This is a genomic window from Helicobacter pylori SA37A (assembly GCF_000476015.1).
Lineage (GTDB): Bacteria > Campylobacterota > Campylobacteria > Campylobacterales > Helicobacteraceae > Helicobacter > Helicobacter pylori_DB.
Window position 1 is genome coordinate 1 of sequence record NZ_CBOO010000019.1, and the last position, 16029, is coordinate 16029.

14 protein-coding genes and 2 pseudogenes are annotated in these 16029 nt (G+C 37.3%); 5 read left to right on the plus strand and 11 right to left on the minus strand.

Translation table 11 applies throughout. From position 1 onward, the window contains the following. From csd3 to QT76_RS07245, 8 genes and pseudogenes are all read right to left on the minus strand, one after another. Positions 1–368: pseudogene (csd3, locus tag QT76_RS07210) on the minus strand (peptidoglycan DD-metalloendopeptidase Csd3); the annotation flags it as partial. 215 nt (positions 369–583) lie between these two features. After that, on the minus strand, positions 584–1339 hold the full coding sequence (locus QT76_RS07215) for a R.Pab1 family restriction endonuclease (RefSeq protein ID WP_033617197.1): 756 nt from the start codon (positions 1337–1339) through the stop codon (positions 584–586). Next, positions 1326–2318, minus strand: a complete 993-nt coding sequence (locus tag QT76_RS07220; RefSeq protein WP_033617208.1) for a DNA methyltransferase family protein — start codon at positions 2316–2318, stop codon at positions 1326–1328. Before QT76_RS07220 ends, QT76_RS07215 begins: the two co-directional genes overlap by 14 nt. Positions 2319–2363: 45 nt before the next feature. Next, positions 2364–4685 (minus strand): DNA topoisomerase (ATP-hydrolyzing) subunit B, encoded by a 2322-nt coding sequence (gyrB, locus tag QT76_RS07225; RefSeq protein ID WP_033617198.1) that lies wholly within the window; start codon positions 4683–4685, stop codon positions 2364–2366. 12 nt (positions 4686–4697) lie between these two features. Then, on the minus strand, positions 4698–5822 hold the full coding sequence (dnaN, locus tag QT76_RS07230; RefSeq protein WP_033617199.1) for a DNA polymerase III subunit beta: 1125 nt from the start codon (positions 5820–5822) through the stop codon (positions 4698–4700). Positions 5823–5878: 56 nt separating this feature from the next. Next, the gene (locus QT76_RS07235) at positions 5879–6943 is read right to left on the minus strand and encodes a phospholipase A (protein ID WP_033617200.1); all 1065 of its coding nucleotides are present in this window, start codon (positions 6941–6943) and stop codon (positions 5879–5881) included. A 14-nt stretch (positions 6944–6957) separates the two neighbouring features. Continuing rightward, positions 6958–8286 (minus strand): sodium-dependent transporter, encoded by a 1329-nt coding sequence (locus tag QT76_RS07240; protein ID WP_033617201.1) that lies wholly within the window; start codon positions 8284–8286, stop codon positions 6958–6960. Positions 8287–8296: 10 nt separating this feature from the next. Further along, entirely contained in the window at positions 8297–9625 is a 1329-nt protein-coding gene (locus tag QT76_RS07245) for a sodium-dependent transporter (RefSeq protein ID WP_033617202.1), read from the minus strand. Between the two features lie 231 nt (positions 9626–9856). On the opposite strand from QT76_RS07245, the gene ybgC reads away from it, so the two are divergent. Beyond that, a complete protein-coding gene (gene ybgC, locus QT76_RS07250; protein WP_001203800.1) occupies positions 9857–10258 on the plus strand; it encodes an acyl-CoA thioesterase YbgC in 402 nt (133 codons plus the stop codon). Then, positions 10248–10508: an HP0495 family protein gene (locus tag QT76_RS07255; protein ID WP_033617203.1), complete on the plus strand. Its 261-nt coding sequence runs from the start codon at positions 10248–10250 to the stop codon at positions 10506–10508. The genes ybgC and QT76_RS07255 overlap by 11 nt, the downstream gene beginning before the upstream one ends. Here QT76_RS07255 and murD read toward each other — a convergent pair. Further along, positions 10505–11773 carry a UDP-N-acetylmuramoyl-L-alanine--D-glutamate ligase gene (murD, locus tag QT76_RS07260; RefSeq protein WP_033617204.1) on the minus strand — a complete coding sequence of 423 codons (1269 nt, stop codon included), beginning with the start codon at positions 11771–11773 and terminating at the stop codon, positions 10505–10507. The genes QT76_RS07255 and murD overlap by 4 nt on opposite strands. A 1-nt stretch (position 11774) precedes the next feature. After that, positions 11775–12836 (minus strand): phospho-N-acetylmuramoyl-pentapeptide-transferase, encoded by a 1062-nt coding sequence (gene mraY / locus QT76_RS07265; protein WP_033617205.1) that lies wholly within the window; start codon positions 12834–12836, stop codon positions 11775–11777. 119 nt (positions 12837–12955) lie between these two features. Here mraY and QT76_RS07270 point away from each other — a divergent pair, with 119 nt between their 5' ends. The 3 genes from QT76_RS07270 (at position 12956) to QT76_RS07280 (ending at position 15403) form a co-directional block, all read left to right on the plus strand. After that, positions 12956–13792 (plus strand): HpaA family protein, encoded by an 837-nt coding sequence (locus QT76_RS07270; RefSeq protein ID WP_033617206.1) that lies wholly within the window; start codon positions 12956–12958, stop codon positions 13790–13792. A 99-nt stretch (positions 13793–13891) separates the two neighbouring features. Continuing rightward, on the plus strand, positions 13892–14080 hold the full coding sequence (gene rpmB, locus QT76_RS07275) for a 50S ribosomal protein L28 (RefSeq protein WP_001118998.1): 189 nt from the start codon (positions 13892–13894) through the stop codon (positions 14078–14080). A 186-nt stretch (positions 14081–14266) separates the two neighbouring features. Then, positions 14267–15403, plus strand: coding sequence for a potassium channel family protein (locus QT76_RS07280; RefSeq protein ID WP_000461998.1), 1137 nt, complete (start codon positions 14267–14269; stop codon positions 15401–15403). Between the two features lie 387 nt (positions 15404–15790). On the opposite strand, the pseudogene QT76_RS08420 reads toward QT76_RS07280, so the two are convergent. Next, positions 15791–16029: pseudogene (locus tag QT76_RS08420) on the minus strand (DUF1542 domain-containing protein); the annotation flags it as partial.

The following is a 16029-nucleotide window of genomic DNA, read 5'->3' on the forward strand; positions in this document are numbered from 1 at the left end:
GGGATAAAGTCTAAAAAATAATCCTCCCCTTTTTTGTAAATATGGATTTGCAAATCCTGGCTTATAGGGATAAGGGCTTGAATGAGCGTGTTGTTAGCATCTCTTAAAGTGTAATAGGTAACATTGCTTTGGATTTCAGCGCTCAATTCTTTATCCTGAGAACTCAAATTGTAGTAGAGTTTTTGAGAGATGTGGTTTTTTTCTAAAAACCCTAACAGCGTGAGCTTATCCCACACAAGCCTTTCACCCACTAAAAGAGTTTGCTTTTTAGCCATTTCATCGGCTTTTAAAAGAACCCCATGGGATAAAAAAGCAACCATTAAAGAATAGATAAAATTTAAAATAATTTTCTTATGAAAAAATACCATGCAGTTGTTTAATGCCTTCAATCAAATCTGTATTTTATTAGTATAACATAAGCCATTAAAGAAAAACGATACAAGTTTAAAGCCCAGCCTTGTTTTTATAGCTTTATGAAGCGCGTTTTATTGATGCATAGTTATTCCCCATAAATGGTTTTATCCCACCTAGACCTTTATAGCGTTGGATATTCATTCCCTTTCTAATCAATCCGTATTATCAGTTAATTTTGAAGTATTTTTTCTAAAATCTTTAACACATCGCTATGGTGCGCTTGGCTTAAAAGTCCAAAAATTTTAAGCATTTCTAAAAACATGAGAGCGTTGGTTTTATGGATAGTTAAAAGGGCATGTTCTTTGAGTGCAGCCGTTCTATTTAATAAGGGGGTAGCGGTTTTTAACTCCAAAATAGAAAAGCAAAAATACAGCATGGCTTGGGTTTTAGAGCCGTATTGTTGTTCTCTAATAACGATTTCGCTCAACTGATTATCATTAAAAGAATGAATGAGCAAAGGATAAGAAATGCGTGAGAGTTCAAAATCCATGCCACCAAATTGATGTAATCTAAATCTTTCTCTTGTAATCATAAAACTATCTTCTATGAATTGTTTTTGTTTTTCTAAATATTTTAAAGTATTTTCTAAATTTTCTAAACTGATTAAATTTAATTGCTTAGCGTAATAGATTATCTCACTCAATTCATAAAGGGTTTTTACTTTATTATTAGCCCCTAAAAAATGATATTTTTCATCTTTTAGGGTAGTGAGCTCAAATTTTTCTTTATCTTTAATGGGGACATCATAACCGATTTGCCACTCTACATAATGTTTTAAGCTAAAAGGGATTTTTCTAGTCGCTGTTGAAATACCATAATCGCTAAAGGCATGTCTGATTTTCACACGCACTTTGCCTGAAATGGAAGTTAAAGGAATAGAAACCTCAATCACTTTTTTATCACCACTAACTTTAATCAAACTCACAAGGGTGTCCTTGAAACAATTTTTTAAAATATTCTAAACGCGCTCGTTTATCTTTTAAAAAAGCGTCTTTAATTTCTAAAAAAGCGAAATGATCAATGATAATATCCAAATTACCAAAATAATAAGGGATTTTAGGGGCGATTTCCTTAAAATAATGGATATATTGGTAGTAAATCAATTTGTCTTGACTGATACGCACCGCATTTTCGCTTGGTGCGTTTAAAAAAGTTTTGTTGCGTTTGAGAGCGTTAATGTCTCGCATAGGGAAAAAATAGCCTACGCATGCCCCAACCTTTTTAGCGTTAGGGTATTTATCCACATAGTTGGCTATATAGTCAAAATCGTTTAAGCATAGCGTCGTATCGCAATCAGTTGGAAAAATAAAACGCCTAATATCTGCATAGTCCATTCGCCCTCGCTCATATAAAGCTATCACAATAGGAAATTCGTTACTTTTAGTGAAAGATTTAGAAGAAACAACCAAAGCGTCTAAAAGCCTGTAATGATCCTTAAATAGCTTTAATTGCTTAAAATTAGCTTCTTTGATGAGGTAAGATAAAGGGTGTAACACGCAAATAAACGCCGGCTTTAAAATTGCAAAAGATTTTAAAAAACTTATCCCTAAATCCCTGGATTTCAAATCGTTGTCTATCTCAAAAATGAAATCTTTATTTTTAATATCTTGTTTGATAAAGGAAGTTCTATCGTTATAGGGGGGATTGCCCACAATGATTAAAGGCTCACCTTGGCTAACGCCATAATTTTCTCTTTTAGGATTGGCTAGAGCGTTTATTATTAAAGCACCACACTTGGGGTCAATATCCGCTCCTATTTTTTTAGGGTGGTGGAGTTTTAAAAACTCTTTATTGCCACATGCGGTGTCTAAAAGCGTGTAGTCTTCAATACCAACATACTTTTTTAAAAGCTTGTAAGCATAATCCACTAAATAAGGGGGCGTATAGTAAGCCCCTAAATTCACGCTCTCTTGCTTGGTTAAATGTTTAGGGGTTCTAATCAAAACCCCTTACACATCTAGCTGTTTCACATCTTTAGCATGCGCTTGGATAAAGGCTCTTCTAGGCTCTACTTCATCGCCCATGCAAAGCGAAAAGACTGCATCGGTTTTTTCTAAATCTTCAATTTTGAGTTTGATCAAGCTGCGGTTTTCTTTATGCATGGTCGTTTCCCATAAATCATTAGGGTTCATCTCGCCTAGCCCCTTATAGCGCTGGATATTCGCTCCCTTTTTAGCGTGATTTTCCACTTCTTCTAAAAACGCCAAAATATCCTTATTTTCTAAGAAATCTAAATTATACTCCATAAGCTTTTGGTAAGTGTAATTCGCTTCTTCAAACAACACTTCTTTAAAGAGATTGTCATCTAAATTAAATTCCACCAAGCCTTTAGGGGTTTGCGTGTGCAAATGCAAGCTTTCTTCAGTGGCAAAAGAGCGTAAGATCTGATAATTCAAGCCCTCTAATTTTTCTAAAATGCTTTTTTCTAAAACTTTCATATCAAGGCTTAAAGCGTCCTTAGTTTCAATGAGAAAGCGTAAAATTTCTAGCAAATTGTAGCGTTTTTCTAATTCCAAAAGTGCATAGCGGTAATGGCGCGCCACTTTTAACAAATTCATCAAATCGTTCTTGCCAATCCCTTCAACATCCACCGAATTGATGCCATGCTCAATTAAAAAATGATCCAAAGCGACGCTGTCTTTAAGATAAATTTCTGTCTTGCCTTTCTTGTATTTATAAAGAGGGGCTTGAGCGATATAAACATGCCCTTGTTCAATCAGCGGGCGTAAATAACGATAGAAAAAAGTCATCAGCAAGGTTTGGATATGGCTCCCATCCACATCAGCATCGGTCATGATAATGATTTTATGATAGCGCAATCTTTCTATATCAAAACTCTCTTGAATGCCACACCCAAAAGCCGTGATCATGTTTTTAATTTCTTCTGATTTTAGGATCTTTGACAAATGGCTTTTTTCCACATTTAAAATCTTACCTTTTAAGGGCAAGATCGCTTGAAAAACCCTATCGCGCCCTTGTTTAGCGCTCCCGCCCGCGCTATCGCCCTCCACTAAAAAGATTTCACTCTCTAAGGGGTCTTTACTCTGGCAATCGGCTAATTTTCCAGGCAAAGTGCCAACACTCAAATTATCTTTTTTCCTTGTAAGCTCTCTGGCTTTCTTACTGGCTTCTCTGGCTTTTGCGGCTAGTAGGGCTTTATTAGCGATGATTTTGGCTTCGTTAGGGTTTTCTTCTAAAAACTGATGGATTTTATCATAGACTAATTTTGAAACCAACGCGCGCACATACGAACTGCCGAGTTTGGATTTAGTCTGCCCTTCAAACAAAGGCTCGCTCATTTTCAAGCTCACAATAGCCACTAAACCCTCTTTAATGTCTTCAGAGATAGGGCGAGATTCTTTAGTTTTAATGTTATGGTCAATATATTGTAAAATCGCTTTAGACAAACCCATTTTAAAGCCCGCCTCATGCGTGCCGCCCTCAGAAGTTTTAATGTTATTCACAAAGCTTAAAGTGTTTTCATTGTAATCATCAGCATACGCTAAAGCGACCTCTATAGAAGTGCGCGTTTCTTCATCCATGCTTTTAAACGAAATAATGGGGGTGAGTAATTCTTTTTTAGCGCTGTCTTTAACGAATTGTTTCAAGCCGTCTTTATAGAAATAAGTCTCTTGCAGTTGGGTTTTTTCTTCTTTGAAAGAAATTTTCAAGCCATCATTAAGATACGCCATTTCTTTGAAGCGTTTTTGCAAAATACCCGCCTGAAATTCAACGACCTCCATCACGCTTTCATCAGGGAAAAATTCAATAGTCGTGCCGCTTTCTTTAGCGCTTTTGGTTTTGCCAATGACTTCAAGCTCGCTAATGGGGATACCCTTTTCAAACTCTTGGCGATAGATTTGACCCTCTTTTTTAATCGTCATGATCAAGCGTTTACTCAAGGCGTTCACAACCGAAACGCCCACGCCATGCAAACCGCCTGAAACTTTATAAGTATCATTATCAAACTTGCCCCCCGCATGCAAAATCGTTAAAACCACGGTGCAAGCGGGGATTTTTTCCGTGGGGTGAATGTCTACAGGAATGCCTCGCCCGTTATCTTCTACAATGCATGAACCCTCATCAGTCAAAGTGATGCTGATCGTATCGCAAAAACCCGCCATGCTCTCATCTACAGCGTTATCCACGACTTCATACACCATGTGGTGCAACCCGCCCACATTGGTATCGCCAATATACATTCCAGGGCGTTTCCTAACCCCCTCTAAGCCTTTTAAAACCTTAATACTATGGCTCTGGTAATTTTGCATTCAATCAAGCCTTTATAGTGTGATTGGCATCATCAAAGTGGAGATTTTAGCGCTCAAGTGGCTTTGCTTTTCATCAAGGGGTTCTTGGATCAAAAAAGGCGAAGAAGGCTCATTGCATTTTAAAACAAATTGCGTTGTCCCTAAAGCGTTTAAGGCTTCAAGGAAAAATTTAGCGTTCACGCCCAAATGAAAGGCTTTTTCAATATCCAAACCTTTTTCAATCTCAACAGAGGTTTTAGCCGTTTCGCTATGTTCAGAATCCAAAGATTCAAACAAAGCGTTGTTTTTTTCTAAAGTGAGTTTAATGGTGGAGCTTAAAGAACTGCACAATTTAATGCTCTCTTTAAATTCTTCCTTGCCTAAAGTGAAAGAAGAAGTGTATTCTTTGGGGAGGATTTTTTGATAATCAGGGTAATTCCCATCAATGAGCTTGGTGAAAAAAGTGTGCGTTTCGTTTTCAATTACCGCTAACATGCCATCGCTTTTAAAACTGAAATTTTCATAAAAAAGCTTAAGGATTTCTAATAAAGCTCTTTTAGGTAAAATACAAGAGATGTCTTCTTCAGTGGAATGGATAGAGACTTTTTCTAACTGCGTGTAAGAGAGTCGTTTGGTATCCGTGCCTACTACTGAAAGGGTTTGATGTTTTTGATCAAATTGCATTAAAATACCGGCTAATTCCCTTTTATGGCTGGTTTGCTCAATCACAGGAGCGATCTTTTTAAACGCATCTGTTAAAAAGGGGGCATTGACTTCCAAACTCACTTTGGGATCAATAACAGGGAATTCAGGGAACTCATCAGCATCAAACATGGGGAGTTTGAAAGAGCTTTTATTCTGTTTGATCACCAAGCTGTCATCTTTAGTCTCTAAAATAATATTAGAGTCTTTTAAACATGAGATAATATCCAAAAACTTTTTCCCGTTGATCGTGCCAACGCCCTCTTTATCGCTAGATTGCGTAAAAATATAGCTTTTTAACCCAATATCGGAATCGCTCGCCTTTAAAAAAAGCTTTTCTTTAATGACTTCTAAATGGATGTGTGAAGCGATAGAAGAAGCGTCCTTTTTATCCAAAAAAGCTTGCAAGTAGCGCAAAGCATTTTCTAAATCGTTTTTACTAACACTGATTTTCATAGCTGAATAATCCCCTTGAATTTTTGGTCTTAATTATAGCATAAAAGAACGCTTTTTTAAGGGTTTAAGCGTATTCCTACCCCTATACGATTGGAAAAAACATCGTATTCATACAAGCCATCGCCATAGCCGTTAAACCACTGCGCATAAATCCCCACAAAAGGGTTAATGCGGTAGGTATAGCCTAAGCGGAAAGCTCCATGCCAACGATCATAACGCCAGTATTGCGTGAAAATATCATAAAGTTGCAATTCAAAATGGTGGCGCCCTCTCCTGTAATCAATTTTAGCGTTACCATATCCCATGTAATCAATCAAATTAGGGTTGGATTGATCATAAGGGACATAGGGCCAATAAGCGACCATGATTTTTAGGCCTCCCTTTTCCCACACCAAACGAAACACAGGGCGTTGCCCAGCACTCACCGAGCGACACCCCCCCCAGCGCACGTCTTTTTGCCCGTTATAATCTTTAACGATCACAGGCCCTCCTGGAAACTGGTTTTCAGGATTACCGTCTTTAAAAGGCTGGTAACATTGCGCGCCCCCCACGCCATTAGAAATGTGCTGCCAACCTATCCAAATTTCAGAAAAATTCCCTATTTTACCCCCAAAAGGTTTAAAATTAATAGGATAAACATAAATGAGTTCAGGCATGAAATTCATCATTCGCATGGGAGCGGATTGGGGATCATTGTAAATTTGAAACCAGTCAGTTTGGGTATAAGCCAGATAAAGCGTGCCTTTAGTCCAAAGAATATGCCTAAATACAGGCACTCTAAAACTAATTTGGAACTTAAACTCATTGCGTTGATATGGGTTGATATTGGGGTGGTACCATTGAAAAATGGGGGTGAAACTATGATAAAAAGGCAGAAAGTAAGTGCCTAGATAATCCATCATGTTTAAATATTTTTTAGCAAAATCCACCCAAGAATGTTCTTTGGGGGCTTTTTGTGGAGGGAGATACCAGGCATTGGACAAATCGTTTTGCGTTTTAATGATGTGCAAATCCTGTTTGCGCAAATAGTAGTTATAATCTATCTTAAAATTATCTTGTGAAAATTTTTTGCTCTCTAACTGACAAACTACAAAAATCATAAAGATCAAAATGCTTTTCATCAAGTATCTTTATTTCACTTAAATTGCAAGATGAAAATCGCTAAAATCACTACAGGCGCGATGAAACGAACGCTAAAATGCCACGCTTTAAAAGCGTTTGCGTTAAAGAAATGCTTCGTGGCTAAAAAAGAGCGTTTTTTATTTAAAATCCATCCTACAAACAAGACTGAAAACAAGCCTCCCAAAGGCATTAAAAATGAAGAAGTGATGAAATCTAACCACCCAAACACGCTCTTATGCACAAAGCTCAAAAACTTAGCGTATCGTTCATTCATGGAAAGAATGACTAAAACGCCTAAAACATACACAACAACCCCTATCCATAGCGACGCTTGAAGGCGTGAGAAATTAAAACGATTGATGAGATAAAGCGCTAAAGGCTCTATCAAAGAAACCGTGGAAGTGATCCCGGCAAAAACAAGCGCCATAAAGAAAAAGAGCGAAACGATCTGCCCGCTTATCCCCATTTTAGCGAAAGTCAAAGGTAAGGAAATAAAAACAAGCCCCGGCCCTTGAGACACATCTGCATGGTATTCAAACACAAAGGTGAAAATCATCACACCGGCAATGAGAGAGATTAAAATACCCGGTAAAACAATAAATAAAGAGCTTTTGAGTAGATTTTCTTTTTTGGGCGTGAAAGCTGAATAAGTAATAATCGTGCCGACCCCCAAACTCAAAGAAAAGAACATCTGCCCTAAAGCGTCCATAACAACCTTAAAATCAATCTTTTGAATCTCAAAATTAAACAAAAAGTGCAAAGCTTTAGGCATGCTTTCTAAAGTCATCGCATAGATTAAAAGCCCTATGAAAATCACAAACAACAACGGCATCAGCACGACATTTAATTTTTCAATCCCCTCTTCAATCCCCCTAGAAACAAACCATATTGTCGGCAATAAGCATGCGCTAAAGCCAATAACAGGCCAGATTAAACTGCCATTTTGGAGCATGCTAAATTGCATTTTAGCCTGCTCTAAATCTTTAGGCAAATCAAAAGTTACTACAAAAAGATAGTAAAGCACCCAGCCTAACACCACCGCATAAAAGGATAAAATGAGAGGGCCGCCTAAAATAAAAAAAGAAGTGAAAGGGTAATATTTTTTCCTTTTAGGATCTAAGATTTGATAATTAGAAACAACATCTTTTTTACCCAAATTCCCAATCAGCATTTCCACTAAAAGCATAGCAATGCCTAAACTCAAGGTTAGCACCAGATATAAAAGCACAAACGCGCTCCCCCCATTATGACCTACCATATAAGGAAAGCGCCAAATATGCCCTAAACCGATAGAGCTACCCAAAGTGGCTAAAATAAAGCCTAATTTAGAAAATTTTCCCATGCCAAATATTTTAATAAATCTTGCTCAACCAAATGGAAAACACAATTAAAGGGGTGATGTATTTAAGCAAGAAATACCAAGTTGCAAACAATTTAGGGCCTAAAAAGTGCACGCTCAAAAGACGCAATTTTTCTTTTTTCAAAACCCAGCCCATAAAAATAAAGGTTGCCATCCCGCCTAAAGGCATGATAATGGTGCTTGAGGCAAAATCCAACCAATCAAAAAGACTTTTTTCAAAGAAAGTGAGGTAATCTTTATAATCCTTATGGAGCGAGAAAATCAACACCACGCCTACGATAAAAATTAGCGCTACAAGACCCCAAGTAACCTTAAAACGAGAGTATTGATACTTTTCGGTAAGATACATCACGCTTGGTTCTAATAAAGCCACCGTAGAAGTGATGCCAGCAAAAGCGAGCGCGAGCAAGAAAAGAATTGAAACAAGAACGCCTATCGCTCCCATTTGGCCAAAAACCACCGGTAAAGAAGTGAAGATTAACCCTGTGCCTTGTGAGACATTCGCCCCATATTCAAACACAAAAGTGAAAATCATAAGCCCTGCCACAAGAGAAATTAAAATCCCTGATAAAACCACCCAAATCGTGCTTTTAAGCAAATTCTGCGTTTTATCCGTAACCGCAGCATAAGTGATATTGATCCCTAAACCGATGCTTAAAGAAAAGAAAACCTGCCCCAAGGAATAAGTGAACACTTGAGAAGTCAAATCTTTTGGTTTGAAATCAAACATGAAATGGAAAGCTTTAGAAAAAGAATCCATGCTCATCGCATAGAAAAGCAAACCAAAAAAAGTGGCAAAGAGTAAGGGCATTAAAACCAAATTGAGTTTTTCAATGCCTTCTTTAATCCCTCTAGAAACAATCCATCCGGTTATGAATAAAACGCTAAAAAGCCCTATGGATTGTAGCCCTATAGACTGCAAAGTTTGAGTAAAAATTTGTTCAGATTCTTGGATATTGTTAGGCAAATTAAAACTAACACTCACCAAATAATAAAGCACCCAGCCTAAAATCGTGCCGTAAAAAGTCAGTATTAAAGGCCCAGAAATAAGCAAAAGCCCTGCGTATTTCCAGCGTTTTTTAGGGTTAAGGTCAAGCTCTTTAAAAGCTTCTATTACATTTTTTTGCGTGCTTTGCCCTAATAGCATTTCAGCGATAAACATCGCCGCGCCAACGCTTAAGGATAAAAATAAAAACAATAGAACAAAAGCACCCCCACCGCTCACCCCAGTCATGTAAGGAAAGCGCCAAATATGCCCTAAACCTATCGCGCTCCCTAAAGCCGCTAAAACAAATCCTAATTTAGAAAAATGATTACCCATATCTTAACTACCAAACTCCTTGTGAATGATTAAAATTAAAGAGCTATGTCCTTAATCGTCCAACTATTGCTGTATTAGTTTTTTGAAATCTCTAAAGATCTTAAGATTTAAGAAAAAACCCGCTTCAAAAATACCTAAAAAATTATAAAGCAACGCCCCTAGATTATACTATAGTTAAGTTACATATTGTATAATTTTAAGAAAGTTTCATTATTTAAGTAAGGGGAATTAATGCGCTGTAGGGTATATTACGAAGATACCGACTCTGAAGGCGTGGTCTATCATGCGAATTATTTGAAATATTGCGAAAGGGCTAGGAGCGAGTTTTTTTTTAAACAGAATGTCTTGCCCGAAAATGAAGAAGGCGTGTTTGTCATCCGCTCTATCAAAGCGGATTTTTTCACCCCTGCGAGTTTAGGCCAAGTCTTAGAGATAAGAACGCAAATTAAAGAATTAAGGAAGGTTTTTGTGGTGCTTTTTCAAGAAATTTATTGTATCCAAAACGCTTCTTTAGAGCCTATGAAGCCCTTTAAAGTCTTTGCTTCAGAAATCAAGTTTGGCTTTGTCAACCGCTCTACATACAGCCCTATTGCTATTCCTAAATTATTTAAGGAGCTTCTTAGTGCCGTCTGATTCAGAAAAACCCACTATCATTTACCCTTGCCTTTGGGATTATAGGGTGATTATGACCACTAACGATACAAGTATGTTAAAAGAACTTTTAGAAACCTACCAACGCCCCTTTAAATTGGAATTCAAAAACACTTCTAAAAACGCTAAATTTTATAGCTTTAATGTTTCTATGGAAGTTTCAAACGAAGCAGAACGGAACGAGATTTTTCAAAAAATTTCACAATTAGAAGTCGTGGCGCATGCGCTTTAATCTTTTAAAACAAACGCCTTGAATTTTTCACCCCTTTCTTTATATGAAGAAAATTGATCCAAACTGGCCGCACTGGGTGAAAGCAAAGCGACTTCATTTTGCAATAAAACGCTTTTAATTTCTTGAACCGCTTTTTCTAATTTTAAACAAACTTGACAAGAAACATTAAATTCTAACGCTAAGGCTTGGATGATAAAAGCGCTTGATCCTATGGCATAAAGGCTTACTTCATGATTTTTAAATTCTTCAAAAAGGGGGGTTAAATTGACCCCTTTAATATCGCCCCCTAAAATCAAATGGATTTTTTGGTTTTTAAAGGTTTTTAGGGCTTGTAAGGTGGCATCAATATTCGTGGCCTTGCTGTCATCTACCCACAAACGCCCTTCTTTATCCCTAAATTCTTCCATTTTATGCGAGCCGATTTTAAAAGCGTTCAGTCTTTTAAGGGCGTTTTCTCTATAATCTTGCCATTTTAAATTCTTTATTTTTAAAAATTGCTCATAAACCAAAAGGGCTAAGGCCGTATCTAATAAAAACGCTCCCTTAAAAAAAAGAGTGTCAGAAGGGATTTCTAAACGCTCTAAAACCTCTTCACTTTTGTCAAAAAAGATTTTTTGCGCTTGCGAGTTTTGAATAATGGGGTGTTCTTTGAATTTTAAAGGGAGGATAGCGAGCGAAGTTTTAGGCATCAATGTTAGAACCTTGAGTTTAGCGTTCAAATAATTTTCAAAATTGCAATGCCAAGTCAAATGATCGGCTTTGACATTGATGAGCAAGTAGATTAAAGGGTAAGCCTTATTAGTATAATGCAAAGAAAAAGAGCTTGTTTCTAGCACCCACAAGGGCGATTGCTTTTCAAACAATTCAATCAAAGGCGTGCCGATATTCCCCCCACTCACAGCCTTAAAATCTTCTAAAAGCATGGTGAGCATTTCGGTCGTGGTGGTTTTCCCGTTAGTGCCGCTAATACTGATTATAGTAGGCGTGAAAACCAAATCAAACAAGCTATCAATATAATCGTATTCGCTCATTAAATGCTTGGCTTTTATGACTAAAGGGTGCGTGAAACTAATGCCAGGGCTGACGATTTCTAATTGGGAATTATTAGGGTTAAAATCCTTACTGGGATAACAAAGAAAACCCTCGCTATCCTTAAAAAATGAAGTGAATTTATCATCAAAAAACTTGACTTCGTTATGGTTTTTTTTAAAAAAACGCGCTAGGGCTAAAGTGGTTTTGCCATGCCCCAATAAAGAGATTTTCATTTTAACGCACCTTCAAGCTTAAAAGAGCGACTAAATTACTCAGCATAGAAATGATCCAAAAACGCACGATCACCTTGTTTTCTGCCCAGCCCTTTTGCTCAAAATGATGGTGGATAGGCGCCATTAAAAAAAGGCGTTTTTTGCGGGTTTTATAACTCCCTACTTGCAAGATCACTGACAAAGTTTCTATCACAAAAATAGATCCCATTAAAACGAGTAAGATTTCATTGTGCGAAACAATAGCGTTATAAGCGATAAACCCCCCTAAAGCCAAACTCCCGCTATCGCCCATAAACACGCTTGCCGGGTTGCAGTTATACCACAAAAAGCCAAAGAGCGATCCCACTAACGCTAGCGAGACAACAAACAATTCCCCCACATCTATGACTTTAGGATAAAGCAAGTATTTAGAAAATTCCGCATTCCCTGCCACATACACAAAGATAGAAAGGCTTAAGAGGGTGAAAATGCTAGGCACGCTCGCTAAGCCGTCTAAGCCGTCGGTTAAATTCACCGCATTGCTCGTGGATAAAAAAACCAACACCCAAAAACCAACCGCTAACATCGTGGGCATTTCAAACAAAGGGTTTTTCAAAAAAGGCGCGTATAAAAAAGTGTCCAACCCCTTAAGGCTCAATAAAACAGACACCACAAGCGAAAGGATAAAAAGCATGCCAAATTTCATTTTCGCGCTCATACCGGCGTTATTTTGTTGGTCGATTTTAGTGTAATCGTCTCTAAAACCCACAAAACTAAAGCCCACTAACACGATTATCCCTAACAACACATAAAGATTGCCCAAAGACGCGCACAACACGCTCGCAACAATGGTTGCAAAAACAAAAACAATCCCCCCCATCGTAGGGGTATCCTTTTTATTCTGGTGGCTTGGCACAAAGCTTGAAATGGGCTGGTTAGCCTTTTTAGCCTTAGCCCATAGAATGAATTTAGGCATTAAAAAAAGCGTGAGGAAAAAGGCTATGAAAAACCCTAACCCTGCTCTAAAAGTCAAATACTGGAAAAGATTGATATTGAAATAGCCATATAGTAAAGAATAGAGCATAAAATCCCCTAAAATCGCCATGCTTGAAATTTAGAAAAAATTGTAGCGCAAATTGATTTACTTAAAAATAGCATGAATAGGGTAGGATAGGAGTTTATTTTAATTTTTAGGAATCTTTTATGGAGCGTTCGCTTATTTTTAAAAAAGTTAGAGTTTATTCTAAAATGTTAGTGGCTTTAGGGCTTTCAAGCGTGTTGATCGGTTGCGCGATGAATCCAAGCGCTGAAACAAAAACACCAAATGACGCCAAAAATCAAGTTCAAACTCATGAAAGAATAACAACAAGCTCTGAACATGTTACGCCGCTAGATTTTAATTATCCGATACATATTGTTCAAGCCCCACAAAACCACCATGTTGTAGGTATTTTAGCGCCGTGCATTCAAGTGAGCGATAATCTAAAACCCTATATTGATAAGTTTCAAGACGCTTTAATTAATCAAATCCAAACTATTTTTGAAAAAAGAGGCTATCAAGTGTTGCGTTTTCAAGATGAAAAGGCTTTAAATGCGCAAGATAAGAGAAAGATTTTTTCCGTTTTGGATTTGAAAGGGTGGGTAGGAATCTTAGAAGATTTGAAAATGAATTTAAAAGATCCCAATAATCCTAATTTAGACACGCTAGTGGATCAAAGCTCAGGCTCTGTGTGGTTTAATTTTTATGAGCCAGAAAGCAATCGTGTAGTCCATGATTTTGCTGTGGAAGTGGGAACTTTTCAGGCAATGACCTATACTTACAAACACAGTAATTCTGGAGGGCTTAATTCTTCAAACAACATTATCCATGAAGGTTTAGAAAAGAATAAAGAAGATGCGATCCATAAGATCTTAAACAGAATGTATGCCGTTGTCATGAAAAAAGCTGTAACAGAATTGACAGAAGAAAATATTGCCAGATACAGAGACGCTATTGATAGAATGAAAGGCTTTAAAAGTTCTATGCCTCAAAAAAAGTAGTTCTTAAACGAACCATTTAAAAATTAGCCTTAAAATCAGTCTTTTTAAAGGCTATTTTAAGTATAATGCAAAGTTTATTTCAATAATTAAGGATACACAATGGCAAAAAGATGCGCTTTAACTTTTAAAGGGCCTATGATAGGCAACCATGTCAGTCATGCGAACAACAAAAATAAGCGTCGCTTACTCCCTAACTTGCGATCCATTAAGATCCAATTAGACGACGGCACGACTAAACGCATTAAAGTGGCTGCTTCCACTTTAAGAACCATGCGTAAAGGGGCTTAGTTTTTAGAATTTCTATCCATTTTGATTGTAAGGGTGGTTTTGGTGTTTTTGATAACCTTTTTAAAACTCCCCTTAAATCTAAACTTCTTTTTAAGATTAAAACACAGCCTAAATTAGGTTTAGCGTTTTGATCAAACTTAGAAGCAAACGCTTTCAAAAGAATTTATTTTGATCTAGGAATTGGTTTTGTTTGAAAAGTTGAAATTTTTTAAAATCAAAAAAGACGATGAAAATCAGCCAGAAGTCAATTTAAATTCTGAAATCTATGAGCAATTTAAGGTCTTTAGACTCCCGCTTATTTTAATCCAATTGCTTGTGCTTTTAGGCACTCTGGGATACTTCGCCCTAGAAAATTATAGCCTTATGCAAGCCTTCTTTCAAACGACTTATACCATGACAGCTACAGGGTTTGGCGCTTTAAATGAAAGCCAGTTTGGGCCTATAAGTATTTTTTTAACTTCCATTTTAATGTTTTGTGGGACGGGAATTATTGCCTTTAGCGTGGCTATTTTAGTTAGCGTGGTCAATAAAGGCACGCTTACCAGATTGATTAAGGAGAAAGGTATGATTTATAAAATCGCGCGCCTTAAGGATCATTATGTGATTTGTTACCACAACGAATACACCATTGAATTGAGCAAGCAGTTTCGCTCCGCTCAAATCCCCTTTGTGGTCGTGGATAATGATCCTAATTTTGAAGAAGAAGCCATTAAGCACAAATACCCCTACTATATCATAGGCGATCCGCACACCAATTTAGCCATGCTAAAAACCCACTTAAGCAGCGCTAGGGGCGTTGTGGCGTTGTCTAAGATTTTACCGGTGAATGTGGCGTTAATGGTGAGCGTGCGCTTGTTTGAAAAGGAATTAAAACGCAAACCTTACTACATCATTGCGAGCGCGCATAGCGATGAAGGCTTAGAAAAATTAAAAAAATTAGGGGCTGATATGGTGGTTTCCCCTACAAAGCTTATGGCGCAGAGAGTGAGTGCGATGGCGGTGCGTCCGGATATGGAAAATATCTTAGAGCGTTTTATCAATAAAAAAGACACGCTTTTAGACTTAGAAGAAGTGATTGTCCCCAAAACCAGCTGGCTTGTGTTAAGGAAATTAAAAGAAGCCCATTTTAGAGAGATCGCTAAAGCGTTTGTGATTGGTATCACTCAAAAAGATGGCAAATACATCCCCATGCCTGACGGGGAAACGATCATTGCAAGCGAATCCAAGCTATTAATGGTTGGCACTTCAGAAGGCGTTGCGACCTGTAAGCAACTCATTACTAGCCACCAAAAACCAAAAGAAGTGGATTACATTTCATTGTGATCTCACACAGCCCTTTTTATAAAATAAAAAAGGTTTGGATCTCATCAAATATGAATAACAAAATCTAAAAAATGCTAAAAACATTTTTTACAATCAATAGTAAAGGGCTTGAATTTAGTCAAAAAGGTTTTAATTATCCATGCTTGATGAGAACAGAGCCAAAATTTGAATGGATTTGACGCTTATTTTTCTCACACCCATACACTCAATGAGAGTTAATTATAACCCTTTTAAAGCCCTCTTTGTTAAAAGGATTTTTAAAATATTTTAAACCATGTTTTAATTTGTCCTGTGATTTATTTATCATGCTCATTCTCTTCGCATTTTTGAAGCGTTGCCCTAAATTCCGCACAAAACAAATCTTCATCAATCTCCCAATTTAAAATTTCACTCTCCTTTTTTGCTTTTCTCTAGCTCATAGTCGCTTAAATCCTTGACTTTCTGCTCCCATCCGCCGTTAATATAGATTACATTACGGATATAATAAGCGCCCACAAACAAGCCGCTAAATTTTGGCTTCAAGGTTTCTAAAAGTTCGTTAAATGCGGTTTTTTTCGCTTCCGTGATCTCGCTTGTGGCTTCTTGTTTTTCTTGCTTTAGCGCTTCAAGGCTTGCGGTTTTGTTCG